Origin of the sequence: Streptomyces chengmaiensis (genome assembly GCF_029846775.1) — a bacterium.
GTDB classification, from domain to species: Bacteria; Actinomycetota; Actinomycetes; order Streptomycetales; family Streptomycetaceae; genus Streptomyces; species Streptomyces chengmaiensis.
In genome coordinates this window covers 69,957-88,858 of record NZ_JARWBG010000028.1, presented here as the reverse complement: position 1 = coordinate 88,858, position 18,902 = coordinate 69,957, and the positions used below count along the sequence as shown (strand labels likewise).

At 72.2% G+C, this 18,902-nt stretch carries 15 protein-coding genes and 1 pseudogene; 6 read left to right on the top strand and 10 right to left on the bottom strand.

Annotated features, from left to right (window positions below; all coding sequences use genetic code 11):
• The 9 genes and pseudogenes from QCN29_RS22835 to QCN29_RS22795 all read right to left on the bottom strand — a co-directional run.
• Window positions 1-744, bottom strand: a pseudogene (locus QCN29_RS22835) (hypothetical protein); the annotation flags it as partial.
• A 2-nt stretch (window positions 745-746) separates the two neighbouring features.
• Window positions 747-3,269 carry a serine/threonine-protein kinase gene (locus QCN29_RS22830; protein WP_279930444.1) on the bottom strand — a complete coding sequence of 841 codons (2,523 nt, stop codon included), beginning with the start codon at window positions 3,267-3,269 and terminating at the stop codon, window positions 747-749.
• 10 nt (window positions 3,270-3,279) lie between these two features.
• The gene (locus tag QCN29_RS22825; protein ID WP_279930443.1) at window positions 3,280-4,596 is read right to left on the bottom strand and encodes a hypothetical protein; all 1,317 of its coding nucleotides are present in this window, start codon (window positions 4,594-4,596) and stop codon (window positions 3,280-3,282) included.
• A gap of 34 nt (window positions 4,597-4,630) precedes the next feature.
• On the bottom strand, window positions 4,631-5,569 hold the full coding sequence (locus QCN29_RS22820) for a glutamate ABC transporter substrate-binding protein (RefSeq protein ID WP_279930449.1): 939 nt from the start codon (window positions 5,567-5,569) through the stop codon (window positions 4,631-4,633).
• A 491-nt stretch (window positions 5,570-6,060) separates the two neighbouring features.
• Entirely contained in the window at window positions 6,061-7,584 is a 1,524-nt protein-coding gene (locus QCN29_RS22815) for a hypothetical protein (RefSeq protein WP_279930441.1), read from the bottom strand.
• 413 nt (window positions 7,585-7,997) lie between these two features.
• Complete coding sequence (locus QCN29_RS22810; RefSeq protein ID WP_398859734.1) at window positions 7,998-9,020, bottom strand: N-acetylglucosamine kinase; 1,023 nt, start codon at window positions 9,018-9,020, stop codon at window positions 7,998-8,000.
• Window positions 9,011-10,279: a family 4 glycosyl hydrolase gene (locus QCN29_RS22805; RefSeq protein WP_279930437.1), complete on the bottom strand. Its 1,269-nt coding sequence runs from the start codon at window positions 10,277-10,279 to the stop codon at window positions 9,011-9,013. The genes QCN29_RS22810 and QCN29_RS22805 overlap by 10 nt, the downstream gene beginning before the upstream one ends.
• 111 nt (window positions 10,280-10,390) lie before the next feature.
• The gene (locus QCN29_RS37350; RefSeq protein WP_279930435.1) at window positions 10,391-12,049 is read right to left on the bottom strand and encodes an ROK family transcriptional regulator; all 1,659 of its coding nucleotides are present in this window, start codon (window positions 12,047-12,049) and stop codon (window positions 10,391-10,393) included.
• Between the two features lie 180 nt (window positions 12,050-12,229).
• Entirely contained in the window at window positions 12,230-13,303 is a 1,074-nt protein-coding gene (locus QCN29_RS22795; protein ID WP_240138691.1) for a mechanosensitive ion channel family protein, read from the bottom strand.
• Between the two features lie 356 nt (window positions 13,304-13,659).
• On the opposite strand from QCN29_RS22795, the gene QCN29_RS22790 reads away from it, so the two are divergent.
• On the top strand, window positions 13,660-14,196 hold the full coding sequence (locus QCN29_RS22790; protein ID WP_240138690.1) for an HNH endonuclease: 537 nt from the start codon (window positions 13,660-13,662) through the stop codon (window positions 14,194-14,196).
• A gap of 199 nt (window positions 14,197-14,395) precedes the next feature.
• Here QCN29_RS22790 and QCN29_RS22785 read toward each other — a convergent pair whose 3' ends face one another.
• Window positions 14,396-14,623, bottom strand: a complete 228-nt coding sequence (locus QCN29_RS22785) for a hypothetical protein (protein WP_279930433.1) — start codon at window positions 14,621-14,623, stop codon at window positions 14,396-14,398.
• A gap of 440 nt (window positions 14,624-15,063) precedes the next feature.
• Here QCN29_RS22785 and QCN29_RS22780 point away from each other — a divergent pair, with 440 nt between their 5' ends.
• The 5 genes from QCN29_RS22780 (at window position 15,064) to QCN29_RS22760 (ending at window position 18,777) form a co-directional block, all read left to right on the top strand.
• On the top strand, window positions 15,064-15,468 hold the full coding sequence (locus QCN29_RS22780) for a hypothetical protein (protein ID WP_279930432.1): 405 nt from the start codon (window positions 15,064-15,066) through the stop codon (window positions 15,466-15,468).
• 114 nt (window positions 15,469-15,582) lie between these two features.
• Window positions 15,583-16,326 carry an ATP-binding cassette domain-containing protein gene (locus QCN29_RS22775; RefSeq protein ID WP_279930431.1) on the top strand — a complete coding sequence of 248 codons (744 nt, stop codon included), beginning with the start codon at window positions 15,583-15,585 and terminating at the stop codon, window positions 16,324-16,326.
• 2 nt (window positions 16,327-16,328) lie between these two features.
• The gene (locus QCN29_RS22770) at window positions 16,329-17,594 is read left to right on the top strand and encodes a DUF7224 domain-containing protein (RefSeq protein ID WP_279930430.1); all 1,266 of its coding nucleotides are present in this window, start codon (window positions 16,329-16,331) and stop codon (window positions 17,592-17,594) included.
• Window positions 17,591-18,193, top strand: coding sequence for a hypothetical protein (locus QCN29_RS22765; protein WP_279930429.1), 603 nt, complete (start codon window positions 17,591-17,593; stop codon window positions 18,191-18,193). Before QCN29_RS22770 ends, QCN29_RS22765 begins: the two co-directional genes overlap by 4 nt.
• A gap of 173 nt (window positions 18,194-18,366) precedes the next feature.
• Entirely contained in the window at window positions 18,367-18,777 is a 411-nt protein-coding gene (locus QCN29_RS22760) for a hypothetical protein (RefSeq protein ID WP_279930427.1), read from the top strand.
• The last annotated feature ends 125 nt before the right edge of the window (window positions 18,778-18,902 follow it).

Here is an 18,902-nt window from a genome sequence, read left to right as displayed (position 1 = left end):
GCGCCCCACGTGCGCCGCCCGGGCGGCGCCGACAGCGGAGCCGGCCGCGGCGGGGGCGGCGCCCGCGGCGGCCGCCTGTGCACCGGCTGCGGCCGATCCCTCGCCCGGGCCAGGGGCGCCGTCGGCGGGCGAATCCGCAACTGCGCCCGGACGCGCGGTCGGGCCGTGGAGCGCGGCCGTACCGGCTGCCGGGGCATGGTCTGCGGTCGTGGTCTCGTCCGGGGCGTGGCCGCTTGTCGGCGCGGGGGCCGTGGTGGGGTGAGGGGCGGTGTTCGTTTCGGCCGCGTTGCCGGGGCCCGGTGGCGGTGCGGGGCGGGGGGCCGCGGCGGGGACGGCTGCCGGGGCATGGTCTGCGGCCGGTTCCGTGCGCCGCCCGGCTGCCGGGGCATGGTCTGCGGCCGGCTCCGTGTCCGGGCCGGCTCCCGGGGTGCCGCCGGTGGGCGGGAGCGGCGGCGCATCGCGCCGCACCGGTGGCCGGGGCAAAGTCCGCCGGGAACTCGCCGAGTCGAGGGCGGGCAGGTCGCCCGGCCGCTGCGGCGCCGCGGCCGTGTCCGCGCCGCCGTCGGCGCGCGCCGCCGCGGGCCACCGCACCGCAGTGCCGAGCGGGACCGTGGGCCGGCCGTCCGACGGCGCGGACACGGCCTGGACCGCACAGCCGCACGCACCGCAGAACAGGTCGCCCGGCTCCAGCGGCTCCGTACAACCGGGGCAGGCCGCCCCGGTGTTCTGCTGGTGCATCGCCATACTCACACCCACGTCCGGGGGCGGAGGCGGTTCGCCCGCTCCACCATGTCCATCCGCTCCTCGCTGCGTTGAGCGAGCCGGGCGAGCACCCGGTACGAGCGTTCCAGCCCGAACCGCAGGCCGCGCTCGCTCACTTCGCTGCCCAGCAGCGGGGCCTGCGCCCGCGGCGGTCGCGTTCCGGGACTTTGGGAGAGTACCCAGTCGAGCGCAGTGCCGAGTACCTCTGTGGACAACCGCTCCCGGCGCAGCGCGTCGAGGCCGAACGCCCGGAGCGCCTCCACCTGCGCCGCGGCCGCCGCCAGATCGTCCAGCAGCGGCTCGCTCACGGCGCGTCGCCGCAGTCGCGCCCGGACCGCCGCCACTCGCGCCGCCGTGTAGTGGATCGACCCCTCCGGAACCGACTCCAGGGTGTTTACGGCCCCGGTCCGGTCGCCCGCGGCGAGCTGCACGCGCGCCAGGCCGAACGCGGCGCCGACATGGCCCGGGTCCGTCGACCACACCAGACGGTAGTACTCCGCGGCGTCGTCCAACCGCCCCAGCACCTCGGCGCACACCCCGAGGGCCAGCTTGGGCGCCACCTCGCCGGGGAACGCGTCGTACACCGCGTCGAAGGAGACGGCCGCGACCTCGTGGCCACCGGCCGCCAGCGAGCTGAGTCCGCGGTACCACACCACCCGCCAGTCGTCCGGCTGCCGTTGCTCCAGCTCCGCCAGAGCCCGGGCCGCGGCCGCCGCGTCCCCCAGCTCCAGCCGGGCGCGCAGCTCCCGCAGCCGGGTTTCCGCCGAGGGCGCCGCTGCCGACCGCAGCGCGGCGATCGCCTCGGCGGGGGCCAGGGCGGCCAGCCCCGCGAGGAGGCCCGCGTGCGGGTCTCCCGGGTCGACATGCGGCACGGGCAGCGCGAGCGCCGCTCCGCGCGCGTCGAGCGCCCTGAGATACGGCGCGTTCGCCCCGCCGGGAGCGACTGCTGTTTGTCTGCGCGCCCCCAGCGCCGAGACGTCGCCCGTCAGCTCCTGGAACAACTCCGTGTCCGTGAGGCGCGGTTCCGGGCCGAACAGAGGTGACAGGGAAGGCCGGGGACGGCCCGTCTGCAGTGCGACGACCTCGCGCAGCACCCCCGTCAGCTGCTCGGCCATCTCCTGCGCCGAGGCGAACCGGCGCGCAGGATCGGGATCGGTGGCCCTTACCAGCAGCCGGTAGAACGACTCGTACGTGCGGAACACCGGGATGTTGTCCGGATCGGGCAGCGAGTCGGCGAACACGTTCGCATAGCCCTGGAAGTCGAACGTCAGCACCGCCAGGGTGCGCGCGACCGTGTAGAGGTCGGAGGCCGGCGACGGGCCGGCCTCGGCCACCTCGGGGGCCTGGTAGCCCACCGTGCCGTAGATCGCGGAGTCCTCGTCGCCGACCCGGCGGACGGCGCCCATGTCGATCAGCTTGAGGCGGTCCTCCTGCTGGATGGCGTTGTCCACCTTGAAGTCGCAGTACAGCAGGTTCCTCCCGTGCAGATGCCCAAGCGCCTCCAGCGCCTCGATGCCATAGGCGCAGGCCTGCTCAACCGGCAGCGGATCGCGCCGGCCCGACGCGGTCCTGCGCTCGTTGGCGATCTCCTTCAGGGACTTGCCGCCGACGTACTCCATGACGATGTAGCCGTCCAGCGAACCCGTGCGCTGGTCGAGGTGTTCCACGAAGTTGTAGATGCGGACGATGTTGGGGTGCTCGATCTCCGCGAGGAAGCGCCGCTCCGAGATGGCCGCGGCCATCGCGTCCTGGTCGTCCGTGTCCAGCAGGCCCTTGAGCACCACCCACCGGTCGGACACGGCGCGGTCGACGGCCAGATAGATCCAGCCCAGACCGCCGTGGGCCAGACAGCCCGCCACCTCGTACTGCCCGTGCACCACGTCCCCGGCCCGCAGCTTCGGCACGAAGGAGTACGGGTGGCCGCACTTGGTGCAGAAGCCCTCCGCACGCCCCGGACGGTCGCCACGGGCCCGGCCGACCGGGGCGCCGCAGTCCGCACGCGAGCAGAACCGCTTCCGCTCGGGAACCTCCGGCTCGGCCATCACGGCCGACTGCGGGTCCGGGCGCGGCACCTCCGGCACCGAGACAAGCCCCGCCCCCAGCCGTCCCCGCCCCGAGGCGCCGGACCCGGAGCCGGAGCTGCGCACCGAGACCGAGCGGACGCCCGTGCCGCCGCGGGTCAGGGAGCGCGACAGCCGGCCGGAGACGGACCGGGGTGACGCCGACGACGCGGACGCGGACGAGCGGGGCGCCGACGAGGCCCCCGAAGGCGTCGGGACGGCCGAAGGCGTCAGGACGGCCGGGGGAGTCGGGACGGCCGGGGGAGTCGAGGAGGGCGAGCGCCCCGCCGTCACCCCTGTCGCGGGCGAGGAGATCAGCCCGCCCCGCGAGACCACCGGCGCCAGCCCGCAGGTGTCGCAGTAGATCCCGCCCCCGCCCATGTCCTCGCAGCGGCCCCCGCAGCCCGGCCGCTGACAGCCGTCGCTGCCGTCGTCGCTCCCGTTCATCTCTCCCCCCTCATGGCTCCTCCGCGCGGTTCCGGTGCGCCAGCGCCTGCGCGGCCGCGCCCTGGTAGCGCAGCACCGCCTGCTCCGCGGCACGCAGATCGCAGGGCGCGCTCCACAGCATCCGGCGCGCCGTGTCGTACCGCTCGATCAGCAGCGGGTCCTCCGCCAGCCCGTGCCGGGCCACCTTGGCCCGGTAGGCGTCCAGCCGCCCGCGCAGCTCCGCACGGACCGCGAGCGGCGCGGTGACGGCCGTCAGGGACTCCCGGGCGCGCAGCAGTTCGTCCTCGGCCTCCTGCTCCAGCGACTCCAGCAGCGGGGACAGCCGGTGCCACTGGGAGTGTCTGCGGTACTCCGCCGCCGCGGCCAGCCGCTCATGGAGGGCGGTCGGCGGGCCGCTGACCGCGGGCACCTCGCTCGCCGCGATCTTCGCCAGCACCTCGCCGCGCGCCGCCCGCGCTTCGACCAGCGTGCGGTCGGCCCGTGAGAGCACATCGCGGACCCGGACGAGCCGTGACTCCGAGTCCTGCCGCACCTGCAGCACCGCCTCGATCTCCCGGCGCACGTCCTCCAGCGCCAGGGCCGCGCGGTCGTACCGTTCGGTGTCGGGCCGGCCGCCTCCGGGCGCCGAGCTGCGGCCGGAGGCCGGCCGCCAGAAGGCCAGCGGGTCGGACACCACCTGGGCGCGGAGCGCCGTCAGCTCATGGGTGATCGACTCCAGGTCGTCGCCCGAAGGGTGCTCTCCCGGCCGCACGCCGACCGAACGCGCCAGCGACCGGGTGCGCCGCAGCTCGGCGGAGAGAAGATCTATCCGGGCGGGCAGCGCGGACCACACGGAGTCCGCCGTCACCACGGTGTCGAGCGAAGCGGCGTACAACTCGTTCATCCGGGTCACCAGCTCCTCCAGCGTGAACTGCTCGGAGAGCCGGTCGGGCCCTGCGGGCTGCGGACCGTCCGGGGCCGCGGAGTCGGCGACCGTCACACTGCGGCCGCGCAGCCGCTCGGTCAGCTCTGCCAGCTCCTCACGGCCCGGCCAGCGCCGCCGGGCGCGCACCTCGCGGGCGGCGTCGAGGGCGGCCGCGTACGCCTCGAAGTAGCCCCACAGCAGGCTGATCGACCGCTCGGCCGAGGCCCAGCGGTCCTTGGTGACGCCCGTCAGCTCCGCCCCTTCGAGGAGTCTGCGGCCCGCGTGGTCCTGGAGGGCGAGCAGCGAGGTCTCGATCGCCTCGTGCTCCGCCCCGAGGCGCCCCAGCGCACGGTCCACCTCGTCCCGGTCCATCACCGGCCCGGTGGTCCCGGCGGAGCCGGGGAATGGTCCCGCGACGCCCATCGATCACCTCTCCGTTCTCACTTGTCCGCTACCGCTACCGCTGCTCCGGCCGGTACTTGGGGGCCGGAGGCCCCGTCACACCGGGAAGATCCTCCGCCAGCCACTTGTCGTACGCCTGCTGCCACGCGCCCTTGCGGTAGTCGACGAGCACGTGGTTGACCCGCCGGATCAGATCGTCCTTGCCGAGCCCGGCCGCCACGCCGTAGTACTCGGCAGTGAACGGCTTCCCGCCCTTGAGCTCCACCGCCGGGTCCTGTGCGGCCTGGCCCGCCGCCAGGGCGTTGTCCGTCACCACGGCGTCCACCAGCCCGAGCTGCAGCCGTACCAGGCAGTCGAGTTGATTGGGCACCGTGAGCAGGTCCTCGTCCTTGGGGCTTCCGTCGTGCTCGTCCCGGAACGTCGCGCCGAAGCTGTTCCGCTCCAGCGCCTCGAACGCGGTCGAACCCTCCGCCGAGCACACCTTCTTGCCGGCGAGCGAGGAGTCATAGCCGGTGACGGGGGAGGACTTGGGGGCCAGGACCTGCTGTCCGGCCTCGAAGTAGGCCGTGGAGAAGGAGACCTGCTTCAGCCGGGCGCAGTTGATCGTCATCGTGCGGACCACAAGGTCCACCGTGCCCCGGTCGAGCGCGGGTATGCGCTGGTTGGTGGGGATGGCCCGGAAGATCACCGCCTTGGGGCTGCCGAGGATGTCCTCGGCGACGGCCCGCGCCAGGTCGATGTCAAAGCCTTCGAGGTCTCCGGTGGCCGGGTCGCGGTAGCCCCAGCGGTAGCTGTTCTGGTCGACGCCGACGATCAGCTTGCCGCGGGTCTTGATGGCGTCGATGCTCGGCCCGTCGGCGGATGAGGGGGCGAGGGAGCGCTCAGGTTCGGTGCAGTCCTCCGCCGCGGCTGCGTTCGCCGCCCCTGACGCCTTCGGCGCGGTCGCGGCGTGCGGTACGGCATCGTCGTTCGGCACGGCGTCGTCGTCCGGCACGGTCGCGTCGCCCGTCGTGCCCGCGTCGCCGGGCGCGGGAGTGCCTTCTGCCGCTTTCGCCCCTCCCGGGAGGACCCAAGCGCGGGCCGCGCCGGAGCCGTTCGCGCCGGCCGCGCCGTTCGCCGTACGGGGGAAGCCCGCCGTGTCCCCGGCCCCGCGCCGTACGCGGGCTGTCCCCGATGAGGCCGCGCTCTCCGGGCCGCGCGCGTCGTCCGGGCCGCGCGCGGCGTACGCGCGGTCCGCGGCCCCCGCCTCGACGGGGCCGTACCCGCCCCCGTACGAGGGGAGCGGCAGCAACGCGAGGGCGGCGGCCAGGCCGCAGACACCCGCCGCGGCGAGCCCGCCCCCGCCGCGCTTCCCGCCGCGGGCTCCCCTCCGCGCCCTGGTGTCCTTCTCCGCCACCCCGGCCGCCCTCGCTCCGTCCTGCCCGGCCCGGGCCGCCGCCGTGCGTGCCCTCGCTCCCGCCGTCATGGCCCGCCCCCTCATCGCCCTCACCGGTACTCCGACAGTCTGCGGCCGATGCCCAGGACGGCCGCGCCCGCACCCACCGCCGTCAACACGCCCGCACCTGCCGGAAGCCCGGACAGTGCGCCCCGCCCGTCCTGTGCGGCCCGGGTGAACTCGCGCTCCTCGTGCGCCAGCGCCTCCTCCAGGCTTTCGTCCACCCGGTCGAACGCGGCTCCGGTGGAACCCTCGCTGCCGATGACCTTCTCCAGCGCGCCGTCGTAGTCGCCGGCCCTGTCCTTCGCACCGGCCTGCTCGTGCCGGGTCCGCCACTCGGCGGCCGAGGCGGCGGCCGACGCCACGGGATCGCGCCCCGCGGCGTCGTCCGCGAGGCGCTGCGCCTGACTCAGCCCGGACCGGAGCAGCCGCATCCCCGTCGCGTAGTCCGTCTCGTACTTGTCGCTCTTGCCGTCGTTGGTGAGCACAGCGCCCCGCGCCACCAGCGTCAGGTTCTCGTTGGCCCGCGCCTTCAGGGAGTTGATGCGCGCTTCGCTGAGCACGGTGAGCGACTCCTGGCCGTGTATCCGCGCCTCATGGAGCTGCGTGCGGGCCACGGTGTGCCCCACGGCCAGCCACAGCAGGACCGCGGCCGTCGCCGCCGTCGCCGCCAGCAGACCGCGGTTGAACACCCTGTTCGTCCGCAGGTACAGCCGCCGCTGCGCCCAGCCGAGCGCGGCGAGCGCCAGCAGGCCGAGCGCGAGCGCCGCATGCGGCCGTCCGCGGGCCGCGTCCTGGTCCCGGTCGAGCCGGGCCGTCTCCGCCTCGTACAGCCGCTGCGCCGCGGGCAGCAGCTCCTTGCTCATCTGCTCGTTGGCGAACCGCAGATACGCGCCGCCCAGCGGCTTGCCCAGGCGGTTGTTGGCGCGGGCGCGTTCGATCAGGCCGTAGTAGCGCGGCAGGCCTTCGTTGAGCGTGGCTATCTGACGGTCCGACGCACTGGAGCCGTCGGTGGTCGACGCGGCCCCCACCAGCAGCCGGGAGGCGAGGGCGATGTCCTTCTCATAACGCTCGCGGACGGCGGGCGGCTCGTCGACGCCGGCCAGGAAGCCGCTTGAGGCGGCCGTGTCCGCGTCGGCCAGCGAGCGGTAGACGGCGGCGGCGTCCGAGCTGAGCGGCTGGCTGCGGCCCACCACGTCGTCCGCCGCGGACGCCCGGGCCGAGACCTCCCAGGCCGTCACCGCGCCGAACGCCACGATCACGGTCGCCAGCAAGGCCCCGATGGTCCGCAGCCGCCCCGGCTCGGTGGTCGCCGCCGTGCACAGCCGTGACCACCCCTCGGACCAGGCTCTTCGGCCGTCGCCCGACGCGGGGGCCGCCGGCGCCGGCGGGGACACCGGGGGCGGCGGGGACACCGGGGGCGGGCCGCCGCCGTGGCCCGGGACGGCCGCCGCCGTGCCGCCGGGGACGACCGCTCCGCAGGTGTGGCTCCCGGCCCCGGGCTGCCCGGGCACCCGCGACCGGACCGACCCCTGCTCCACCGGCGTGCCCCGCACATTCGGCGGCTGTGTCATGCGACCTCCCCCTCGGTCCCTGACCGCGGCCCGTCCCCGCGCGGGTCGGCGAACGGCTCCCGGCCAGCAGTATGGCCGCAGTGCCCGGCCTCCACACCAGCCTTGACCGCACCGCGCGTTGATCGCAGCCGCTATGGGCATGCATGCCCCGTCCAGCTCAACTCCCCACCATGAATACGCCGACGACCGCACGCGAGTTCCCTTTCGTGTCACCCGTCCGAGGGATCACAAGGCTCGGAGGGACCGGAACCCTGAGAGCCCTGAGAGCTCCGGGACTTCTGAGAGCCACGACAGCTCCGGGACTCCCGACAGCTCCGGCAACTCCGACAGCCACGACAGCTCCGGGACTCCCGTCAGCTCCGGGACCCCCCACCGCTCCGGCGACTGCGGCGACTGCGGCGACTCCGGCGACGTCAGCGGCCGCCGTACCAGGCCCGGAGCCGCGCATGGGCCTCCGGCGGCGCTCCCGTGCTGTCCAGGCCCAGCAGCGCCGCCCCCAGCACCGGCGGGGCCGTCACCACGCCCACGACCGCCTTGGGCGCACGGTCAGCCAGCAGAGCCCTGATCCGCTCGTCCAACTCCGGGTGGCGGGCGGCCAGCACACCGCCGCCCAGCAGCACCGGGACCTTCTCGTCGAGCAGTTCGAGCCGCCTCAGCGCGACCGTCGCCATGGTCGCCACCTCCTCGGCCAGCCGCCGTACCAGGGCCCGGGCGACCGGGTCGCCGTCCGCTCCGACCGCGAACAGCACCGGCGTCAGCTCATGCGTACGCGCCATGGGGATCCGCCCCAGGTGCAGCGCCTCGATCAGCGCGTACATCGACGGCAGCCCGAAGTGGCCAGGCAGGGCGCGGGCGAGCGCGGTCGGCTCCCCGCGGCCGTCCTCCGCCCGCGCCGCGTGCCACAGGGCCTCCTCGGCGAGCCCCTGCCCGCCGCCCCAGTCGCCGGAGATCCTGCCGATCGCCGGGAACCGAGCCGTACGGCCGTCCGGCAGCATGCCCGCGCAGTTGATGCCCGCGCAGTTGATGCCCGCGCCGCACACCACGGCCACACCCCTGGCCTCAGCGCCCTGCGGCAGCCCCGCGCGCAGGACCGCGAAGGTGTCGTTGCGCACCTGGGCCGTTCGCCCCCAGCCGCGCCCCCGCACCGCTTCCGCCGACTCCGCCTCCTCCACCGGCAGATCGGCGTTGGCGAGACAGGCGGAGACATGTCCGGCCTGCGCCGTCCCGGCCTGGGCGAGGGCGCGCCGGACCGTGTCGCCCAGCGCGTCGAGCGCCGCGGCGAGACCGGTCCTCGGCGGCTGGAAGCCGCCGCCGCGCGCCGCGCCGAGCACCTCGCCGTCCGGGCCGACGACGGCGACGTCCGTCTTGCTGTTCCCGGCGTCGACGGCGAGGACCGTGTCGGGGGCCGTTTCGGCGGGAGTCGCGTTCACGCCCACGTCAGGTGCTCCCGGTTGTGCGCGATGAGCTGGTCGGCAAGTGTGTCCGCATGGGCGGACTGCCCGATCAGCGGATGGGACAGCAGCGCCTTGAACACCCGGTCCCGGCCGCCGCGCAGCGCCGCCTCCAGCGCCAGGTCCTCATACGCAGTGACGGCGGCGATCAGGCCCGTGTACAGCGGGTCAAGCTCGGGAACCGGCAGCGGCGCCGCCCCGCGCCGGTCCACCCGCGCCGGCGCCTCGATCACGGCGTCGTCGGGCAGGAAGGGCAGTGTGCCGTCGTTGCGGACGTTGACCACCTGGACGGGCGAGCCGCCCCCGCCGCCCAGCAGCGCGGCCGCGAGATCCACCGCCGCCTCCGAGTAGAACGCGCCGCCCCGCGCGGCGAGCAGCTCCGGTTTCTCGTCGAGCCCCGGGTCCCCGTACATCGTCAGCAGTTCCCGCTCCATGGCGGCGACTTCCGCGGCCCTCGACGGTTTGGTCCGCAGCTCGCGCACCACCTCGTCGTGCGCGTAGAAGTAGCGGAGATAGTACGAGGGGATGACGCCGAGGCGGTCCAGCAGCGGCCGCGGCAGCCGCAGATCGTCGGCGATGGCGTCGCCGTGCTCGGCGAGCAGTTCGGGCAGCACCTCCGCCCCGTCCGGGCCGCCGAGCCGCACACTGGTCTCCCAGGTGAGGTGGTTGAGCCCCACATGCCCCAGGTGGACGTCGGACGGCGCGATGCCGAGCAGCGCCGCGAACTTCCGCTGGAAGCCGATGGCGACGTTGCAGAGCCCGACGGCCCGGTGGCCCGCCTGCAGCAGGGCGCGGGTGACGATGCCGACGGGGTTGGTGAAGTCGATGATCCAGGCGTCCGGGTTGGCCCTGCGCACCCGTTCGGCGATGTCCAGGACGACCGGCACGGTCCGCAGCGCCTTGGCGAGACCGCCCGCTCCCGTCGTCTCCTGGCCCACGCAGCCGCACTCCAGCGGCCAGGTCTCGTCCTGCTGCCGGGCCGCCTGTCCGCCGACGCGGAGCTGCAGCAGCACGGCGTCGGCGTCCGCGACGGCCGCGTCCGGATCGCCCGTGGTGACGATCTTTCCGGGGTGCCCCTGCTTGGCGAAGATGCGGCGGGCGAGGCCGCCGACGAGTTCCAGACGGTCGGCCGCGGGGTCGACGAGGACCAGTTCGGTCAGCGGCAGGGTGTCGCGCAGCCGCGCGAACCCGTCGATCAGTTCGGGGGTGTAGGTGGAACCGCCACCCACTACTGCGAGTTTCATACGCGTCTCAGGCCTTTCTCACCTTGCCGACCCTTCACTGAGGTCGGGGCGCCGCCCTCGGTGAAGGCTTTCCGTGCGTAGGACATGCGGCGGGGAGCGGACGGGGGTGGTTCAGCGGGAGGTGTCGAACACGTCGTCGCGTACGGCGGTCAGGGCGCTCTCCAGCGCGCCGCGCAGCACCGGGTTCTCGTGTACGGCCCCGAGCACCAGCCGGGGCCGGGGCGCGGCCAGTTCCGCCAGCTCTGCCTGGACGCGTGAGCGCAGCGGCTCGCCGCCCGCCGCGAGCACCGCCCCGGACAGCACGACGAGCCGGGGGTCGAGCACGGCGACCAGGGAGGCGAGGCCGGTGGCCAGCCCGGTGGCGTAGGCGTCCAGCAGCCGCCGGTACGGCTCCGGGTCCGCGCCGCCGCCCGGCCGTGACGGGCCACCCGCGCCGCCCGCGTCGCCCGTGTCGCCTATGTCGCGGTCCGCACTGCCGGTGTCGCGGCCTGCGGCGTGGCCGGTGCCGCTCGTGCCGCCTATGTCGCGGCCTGCACCGCCGGTGTCGCGGCCTGTGCAGTGGCCCATGCCGCCTATGTCGCGGCCCGCACCGCCGGCGGGGACGGCCGCGCCGGCGATGAGGCCTGCACCGTCCGTGCCGCCCGTGCCGCGGCCGGTCTGGCGGGCATCGGCCGTGCCGGCTGTACCGGCGCCGCCGATCCGTCCGGGGCCCGGGCCCTCGTCGGTGCCTCCGAGCCCCGGTGCGGTCGTGCCGCCGCCGTCACGGTCCGGGGTCGGGGTCGGGGCGTCCGGGGCGGAGGCCCCGACGGCCCGCGGATCCCGCGCGGCGGCGTGCGCATCCGCCTCCGCCGCCCGTGCCAGCAGGGCCGCGGCGGCCTCGGCGTGTGCCCCGCCGCCTTGGCCGGGGACGGCCTTCACTCCGACGTCGCGGGCGATCCGGGGCAGTGCCTGCGCGCCCGCCAGCTCCTGGAAGCCGCCGCTGTCGGCCCTGGCGACCCGGCGTACCAGCGGGGTGCCGGGCACCGGCATGAAGCCGACCTCGCCCGCGCCGCCGGTGAAGCCGCGGTGCAGGCGTCCGCCGATGACCAGCGCGGCGCCCAGCCCCTCCTCGTTCCACAGCAGGACGAAGTCGTCATGGCCGCGCGCCGCGCCCAGGCGCTGCTCGGCTACGGCGGCGAGATTGACGTCGTTCTCGTACTCGACGGGCATCGGGAGCGCGGCGGCCAGCTCCTCGAGCAGCGTGGGGGAGTGCCATCCGGGCAGATGGGAGGCGTACCGCAGCCGCCCGGTGGACGGGTCGAAGGCGCCGGGCGTGCCGATGACGAGCCTGCGCACCTCCGCACGGGTCAGCCCCGCGGCCCGCACGGCCCCGTCGAGCGCCTCGGTGACCTCGCGTACCGCGCTCCGGGCCCGCCGCCCCGGTGTGGGCAGCTCGTACTCGCCGACGACCGCGCCCGTCAGGTCGGCGACGGCGGCGCGGATGCGGTGCGGGGTCACGTCGAGGCCGGCGGCGAAGGCGGCCCCGGCGTTGACGGCGTACAGCTGGGCGCCGGGGCCGGGGCGGCCCGCGGTGGTGCCGGTGGCGACGACGAGGCCCGCCGCCTCCAGCCGGGCAAGCAGCTGGGAGGAGGTCGGCTTGGACAGGCCGGTGAGCCTGCCGATCCGGGCGCGCGAGAGGGGGCCGTGCTCCAGCAGCAGATCGAGCGCGGCGCGGTCGTTCATGGCGCGCAGCACGCGCGGCGTTCCCGGGGTCCCGGATCCGGCAGCCATGACGCCTCACACTGTTAGGAAAGTTTCCTATCTTCTGGGAAGGAACGTAGGCCACCGGTCACGGGCCCGTCAATGGCGAGCGCCCCCGGGGCGACCGAGTGGTCGCCCCGGGGGCGCGGCGGCGGGAGCGCGTAGGCACCGCGGCTACTTCGACAGCTGCGGCTACTTCGACAGCCGCGGCTACTTCGACAGCTGCGGCGACTGCGGCAGCGGGGACGCGGCGATCGACTGCGGAGAGTTCGGGCTGGCCAGTGCGGAGGGGGCGGCCACGGTGGCGGACGGATCGCCGGAGGCCTCCTCCGCGGCGGGCGGCGGACCGCCGATGATCGCGATGCCGGCCGCGTCGAAGGCCTTCTTGATCCGCCAGCGCAGCTCGCGCTCCACCCCGACCGCCTTGCCCGGCATGGTCTTGGCCGACACATGCACCGTCATCGAGTCCAGCAGCACCTCGTCCAGCCCGAGCACCTCGACCGGACCCCACAGCCGTTCGTTCCACGGCTCGTCCTTGGCCAGCGAGTCCGCGACCTCGGCGACCACGTCCCGGATGCGGTCCAGGTCCTCGCTCGGGCGCACCATCACGTCCACATGGGCGGTGGACCAGCCCTGGCTGAGGTTGCCGACCCGCTTCACCTCGCCGTTGCGCACGTACCAGATCGCTCCGTTGTCACCGCGGAGCTTGGTGACCCGCAGCCCGACCTCGATCACCTCGCCCGAGGCGACGCCGACGTCGATGGAGTCCCCGACGCCGTACTGGTCCTCAAGGATCATGAAGACACCGGACAGGAAGTCGGTGACGAGGTTGCGCGCGCCGAAGCCCAGCGCCACGCCCGCGACGCCGGCGGAGGCCAGCAGCGGGGCCAGATTGATCTGGAACGCGCCGAGGACCATCAGCCCCGCCGTGCCCAGGATCAGAAAGGACGACACCGAGCGGAGCACGGACCCTATGGCCTCGGAGCGCTGCCGCCGCCGCTCGGTGTTGACCAGCAGCCCGCCCAGCGTGGTGCCTTCGACGGCCTGGGCGGAGCGGTTCATCCGCGCGATCAGCTTGGTGATCGTGCGGCGCACGGCGATGCGCAGCAGGATCGCGACCGCGATGATCAGCAGGATGCGCAGGCCGGTGTTGAGCCATGTGGACCAGTTCTCCTCGACCCAGCCGGCGGCGTCGCCGGCCTGCTTGGCGGCTTCGTCGAGGGAGCCGACTCCGGGTGACGGATCGGCGGCCAGTACGGCAGACCAGGACGCGGACGAGAACACAGGACTGCCTCCCAGGCGGTGCGATGCTGACGAACCACCCTATCGGGGCACCGGGCGGGAGCCGTTGACATGTTCGAGGGTGCGCGGAGGGAGAGAGCAGGCGCACGGGGGCATGCTCGGTATGTGGCGCACCCCGGTGTGTGGCGTACCTCACGCACGGGCCGGGGCGTCGGCCCGGAAGACGCGTTCGGCGGGGTCGGCGGGGCTCCCGGAGTGCGCGGGGAGGCCGCCGGTCGGAAAATACCCTCGTCCCGTTACCTGGACATGGTGGCGCTCGGACCTGGCATAAGGAGAGACTGAGAGCAGATCGTCCCGGCGCGAGCCACGCGCCGCCGGCGTACAAGGAGGCATCCACCGTGCCGCACGTCCTGGTCCTCAACGCGTCGTACGAGCCGCTCGGCGTCGTACCGCTCCGCCGCGCGCTCGTCCTCGTCCTGGAGAACAAGGCTCTCTGCCTCGAGGAGTCCGGCGCCTTTATGCACAGCGCGACCCGCGTCATCGCCGCACCCAGTGTCGTACGGCTGAAGCGGTTCGTCCGGGTCCCCTACCGGGGGCCCGTTCCTCTGACCCGCAAAGCGCTCTTCGCCCGGGACGGCGGGCGCTGTATGTACTGCGGTGGCGTCGCAACCAGCGTCGACCACGTCATTCCGCGCAGCCGCGGCGGACAGCACGCATGGGACAACGTGGTGGCGGCCTGCCGCCGCTGCAACCACGTGAAAGCCGACCGCCACCTGCGGGAACTGGGCTGGCGCCTGCGCCACCAGCCCGCCCCGCCGAGCGGCCTGGCCTGGCGCATCATCGGCACGGGGCATAGGGACCCGCGCTGGCTGCCATATCTGCAGCCATACGGCGCGGACGACGCGATGGCCCGGATCGACGGCATCTCCGCCTGAGACCCCGGGCCATTGTCATGCCCGGACTGCCGGGGTCCGGACCCCGAGGACCGGGGTCCGGGGCTCAGCCCCGGACCCCCTTCGGGGGAGTCGCCACGGGTGCCAAGCGGTTTGCCCCGAAAGGCGCGGGGTTGTATCGATACCTGGCTCCGCCGCGGGCGCGACCGGCCACGGTGGACCCACAGGCTTCGACGGCCGATCACGGCACCTCCCCCGGCGCGCTCGGTCGCACTGCGTCCACTCTCGCAGACCGCCATGGCCGCGCGGTCCGTCTGGTCCTTGACCAGGGCGACAGCTCCACGAACGGGTCCCCGGCGTTCACCAGGCCCGCGCATCCGCCCTGCTCGATCACAAGGACTTGGTCCATGACGAGGATGCGATCGGCCAGTCGTGAGTTCTCCAGCTGGTGGGTGACGACGATCGTCATGCACTCAGCTTGATCTCCAGAAAAACGGCGTGCTGACCGCGGGCGTCCATCTCCATCAATAACTGTTCTTCCGCAAGGGGCATGAGGCGCGGGTGACCCTGCCCCTTTTACTTCTGGGCCTCACCACCGCATGCATGGATATGTAACCCGCTAGATCCAGCCATTCTCCCTCGGCGGGGTCTGAGGCTGCTCTCGCGCCGGACTGCTGGTCTTGGCGCGCAAGCGCTTGGTCCGCCATTGTCAGTGCGTTCAGGCATGCCGATGGATTCAGGCAAAAGTTCGATTGAGCTCCGATGAGTTGTCTGACGATTGTTAGGCTCGCAGCGCGATCGCCGAGCACAGCAGTAACAGCTGCGCTGTCCGGGGGGAGGCGAGCGCACCTGCTCCCGGTCTGCGCGTGCGGTGTCTGGGATGGCACTGCCCGACAGATTCGGATGGCTATGAACACGAAGAATCGCCGGTTGGCGCGTGGCCTCATCGTTGGCGCGGCCCTGGTGGGGCTCGCCGGGACCACTCCTGCCTATGCTGAAGGGTCTTGGTCCTCGTACATCAGCGGCTGGACCTCCGGCAAGGAGTCGAGACGCTGGACGGACAACAACACGGACTCCGTCAGCACGTCTGTAGGGTTCAGTGGTTGCGCGTCCGACGGTGGTGGCGGATTCAAGCATGCCCAGCTGAAGCTCTGGAAGGACGTTTTCGGTCCCGACGACGACCAAGGAACCAAGACCAACTACTGCAACAGGGTCTACTGGGGCGACAAGTCCAGCGGCAAGTATTACTTTGAGCTGTGGGGTGTCGTGAGCGGTGGCTATCTGTCCGTCAAGTCGGTGAACACACGGTACTGATGTAAGCATGCTCCGGGTGTCCCGGCACACCCCGTTGCCGGGGCATCTGGTTGCTCCACCCCGCTCACCAACAAGCCGTCTCCGGTCAAAGGGGCGGCGGATTGCGCTCTCTCCATGGCTTTGGTTTTCCGTGCACTCGCCTTCCGCTACAACCGGAAGACAGAAGTATTCGCCGGACTCGACCTGCAGATCGACAGTCCGGCCACTGTGCTTCTCGGCCCCAATGGCGCTGGCAAGTCCACGCTGATGGCCCTCGCAGCCTCTCAACTGGCTCCCACGCAGGGATCACTCAGCTGGCTTGGTCTGAGCCCTGACAGCCGCAAGAACCAAGCGCGCTACCGAAAGGCTGTGGCCTGGATCCCCCAGCAGATCCGTCCTGTTCCCGGTCTTACCGTGCGTGAGCAGGTGGCCTATGCGGGCTGGCTCAAGGGGCTCTCCCGCACGGCCGCCTGGGAAGCGTCCGGGCAGGCGCTGGAGAGGGTCGACCTGGTTAAGCTCGCTGACCGCAAGAGTCACGAGGTCTCTGGTGGGCAGCTGCGCCGCATGGGCATTGCCGGTGCGCTGACCCATCGCAGTGAGCTCATCCTCATGGACGAGCCGACTGCTGGTCTCGATCCGCAACAGCGGATCGTGTTCCGCTCCCTGGTGGAAGAACTCAGTGACTCACTGCAGGTCGTCGTGTCCACGCACCAGACGGAGGACCTTGCCGATCTGTATCGGGAAGTGGTGGTCCTGAGCGATGGGGCCGTCCGGTTCCAGGGAACCACCGACGCCTTCCACTCCCTGGCCGGAGGGACAGGCTCCGCGCAGGGGCTGGCAGATGCCGCCTACGCGCAACTCGTCGGCCGGGAGGTGTGATCATGCTGCTCCGAACGGCGATCCGCTCCTCGGCGGCAACCATCCTCCTGCCCTTTCTCATGGGATTTGTCTTCGTTGCTCTCGGCGATGACCTGTCCGCCTGGGTCACGTTCCACTACTGGCCTTCCGCCACGGGGAGTTCTACTTTTGCGCTCCCCTTCGTCGCTGCCGCCTGTGCGGCCGCAGCGGCCTGGGAAGGCGCGCGTCTGCACCGGGGGCGGGTCTTCGACCAGGCACCAGCGCGCAGTCAGTTGGCCATCACAGCTCCCGTGCTGGCACCCGTCGCTGTGATGGGGCTGCTGGGGATGCTCGCCGCGCTGCTCATGTCTGCGACTGCCGCCGACGTGGGTCTCGGGATTCCCCAGTTCGGCATCGTCCTGGTGGTGGTGGGCGTGCTGGCCGCCAACACGCTCGTCGGCTACATCGTCGGCCGCGTGTTGCCGGGCGTCCTCGCTGCGCCTCTCGCGCTGATCGGCAGCTTCTTCGTCAACGCCTACCCCTCGTCATGGAGCATCTACTGGCTCCGTCACCTGGTGGGAGGAGGGCTGGACAGCTGCTGCTCGGTCGACACGACCGTCGATTCACGCGCCCTGCTCAGCGCGGGTGTGTTCACGACGGCTGTCTGCCTCGCCGTAGTGATTCTGATTCAGCGAAGGGGCAGCGCGACGGCGCTCGTGGCGGCAGTGGTCGTATCCGTGGGGGGTTTCGGCGCCGGGGCTTACATCGCGCGGGATCTCTCCGCGGAACCGCTGCAGGCTCGCTCGCCGGAAGTGCTGATCTGCGAAGGCACCCAGCCCAGGATCTGCCTGTGGCCCGAGGTAGCCGATCGTGCCATGGTGCAGCGCGAGACCCGCGAAACAGTCAAGAGGCTGGAGCGAGCCGGCCTTCAGGCACCACAGACGCTGACCATGGCGGCACGGCCGGAGACAGGGGCGGTCAAGCTGGGAATCCCTACTGATCCACGGGCCGGCGACATTCCCGGAGGCGTGGCCTCCGGTCTCCTTCCCGAGCCTCCAGCATGCGCGTTGGAGGGGGAGCCCTATCCCGCCGGGGAGGCCGGCGCTCCAGTGGCAGCCTGGCTCTATGCAACTGCGGGTGCGCCGGCCGACTCTGTGGCGGGCAGGTTCGGGCAGCAGGAGGCGGCACTTGCGCAGAAGGTCATGAAGCAGCCTCGTGATGTTCAACTGGACTGGTACCAGAGGAATATGAGCGCTATGCGGCACTGCGGTAAGCAGCCGCAGTTGAACATCGCAGGGAGCGCCACATGACCTGGTGGCTCAAGGTCCGTGCGGTGCCCGCGCTGATTGCCGCTGTGGCGGGAACGATCGGAGCAGGGTTGCTGGTCGGCGGGTCCGAACTGCCCGTCCCCGCACTTGCAGGCCAGGCGGGCCAGTTCCTCGTGGGACACCTGATCACGTTGGCCCCGGCCATACTGCTGTTGTTCGGGATGGGGCGCGGGGATCTGCGCACGGAGAGCGTCGCCTCGCGCGCAATGCGGCACTGGGATGTGGCCCTCGCGGTATCCGTCGCTGTGGTGGGCCTGTTGGCAGCGGTGATCTGTCACGTCCTCTGGCGCACGGACATCGCCATGGTCCTGGGGCGAAATATCGCTGGTTACGTTGGCCTCGCCCTGATACTGCACCCACTGTTGGGGCACCGGTCTGCCGGGGCTGCCCTGGCTGCTGTTCCGCTGCTCTGCGCGGCAACTGGGTGGGGGCCGGGCGGACGGCCAGAGCCGTGGGCGTGGCTGCTGCACCCGGGCGACTCGGTCCTCGCGCTGGCAGCGGCCGGAGCGACGCTGCTGGTCGGCACCACCGTCGCGCTGACTCGACGAAAGCCGCCGTGGGAAATCGATACGGCGTCGTGAAGCAGCCGTACGTTCATTTTGAATGGACAGCGCGGGCCATTCTGGTAGAACCAGGTGAACTATCGGTCCATTGTCAAGTCTGATAGATCTGTGGGGCCTGCAACTTTCACAGGTGAAGAAAAGGCCGGATGATTCGTGGCCACCAGCTCAGAGATTGATCAAAGGAGAAGGAAATGATCCCTGTCAGGAAGCGTACGATCCGAGGGGCTGTTCTCGGGGCAGTGATCCTCTCGGTCGCCGGTATAGGCTCAGCTCAGGCAGAGGGTAACTGGTCGTCGTACATATCGGACTGGAGGACTGGCAACGAGTCACGCCGCTGGCACGACGGAAACACCGATTCCACCAGTACTTCTGTGCGCCTGGGAGGCTGCTCCGCCTCCCCCGCATCCTTTAAATCGGTCACGCTCGTCGTGTGGGAGGACCAGTTCGGCCCGGATGACAACAAGGGCACCAGAAGCAACAAGTGTGGCACTACTTATTGGGGTGACCTCTCCTCCGGCGAATACTACTTCTCCGTCGAACTCATCAATAACAACGCCACCGGTTTCCGGTTCTCGGCAAGTAGCGTCTACGTAAGATACTGATCCGAAAAGTCTGTGACGGCTTACCCCGATGCGGGATGGGCAGTCACATTATTTCTGCCCGGAGGTCTCGACATTGCAGTCCGTGGCCTTGGGCCGGTCCCGGCGAGCGAGCGCCACAGCGCGCT

Coding starts and splice junctions, on each gene's coding strand:
- QCN29_RS22780 (WP_279930432.1), top strand. CDS start 15,064: ATGAACACGAAGAATCGCCGGTTGGCGCGTGGCCTCATCGTTGGCGCG.
- QCN29_RS22825 (WP_279930443.1), bottom strand. CDS start 4,596: ATGGGCGTCGCGGGACCATTCCCCGGCTCCGCCGGGACCACCGGGCCG.
- QCN29_RS22815 (WP_279930441.1), bottom strand. CDS start 7,584: ATGACACAGCCGCCGAATGTGCGGGGCACGCCGGTGGAGCAGGGGTCG.
- QCN29_RS22765 (WP_279930429.1), top strand. CDS start 17,591: ATGACCTGGTGGCTCAAGGTCCGTGCGGTGCCCGCGCTGATTGCCGCT.
- QCN29_RS22760 (WP_279930427.1), top strand. CDS start 18,367: ATGATCCCTGTCAGGAAGCGTACGATCCGAGGGGCTGTTCTCGGGGCA.
- QCN29_RS22785 (WP_279930433.1), bottom strand. CDS start 14,623: ATGACGATCGTCGTCACCCACCAGCTGGAGAACTCACGACTGGCCGAT.
- QCN29_RS22805 (WP_279930437.1), bottom strand. CDS start 10,279: ATGAAACTCGCAGTAGTGGGTGGCGGTTCCACCTACACCCCCGAACTG.
- QCN29_RS22775 (WP_279930431.1), top strand. CDS start 15,583: ATGGCTTTGGTTTTCCGTGCACTCGCCTTCCGCTACAACCGGAAGACA.
- QCN29_RS37350 (WP_279930435.1), bottom strand. CDS start 12,049: ATGGCTGCCGGATCCGGGACCCCGGGAACGCCGCGCGTGCTGCGCGCC.
- QCN29_RS22830 (WP_279930444.1), bottom strand. CDS start 3,269: ATGAACGGGAGCGACGACGGCAGCGACGGCTGTCAGCGGCCGGGCTGC.
- QCN29_RS22770 (WP_279930430.1), top strand. CDS start 16,329: ATGCTGCTCCGAACGGCGATCCGCTCCTCGGCGGCAACCATCCTCCTG.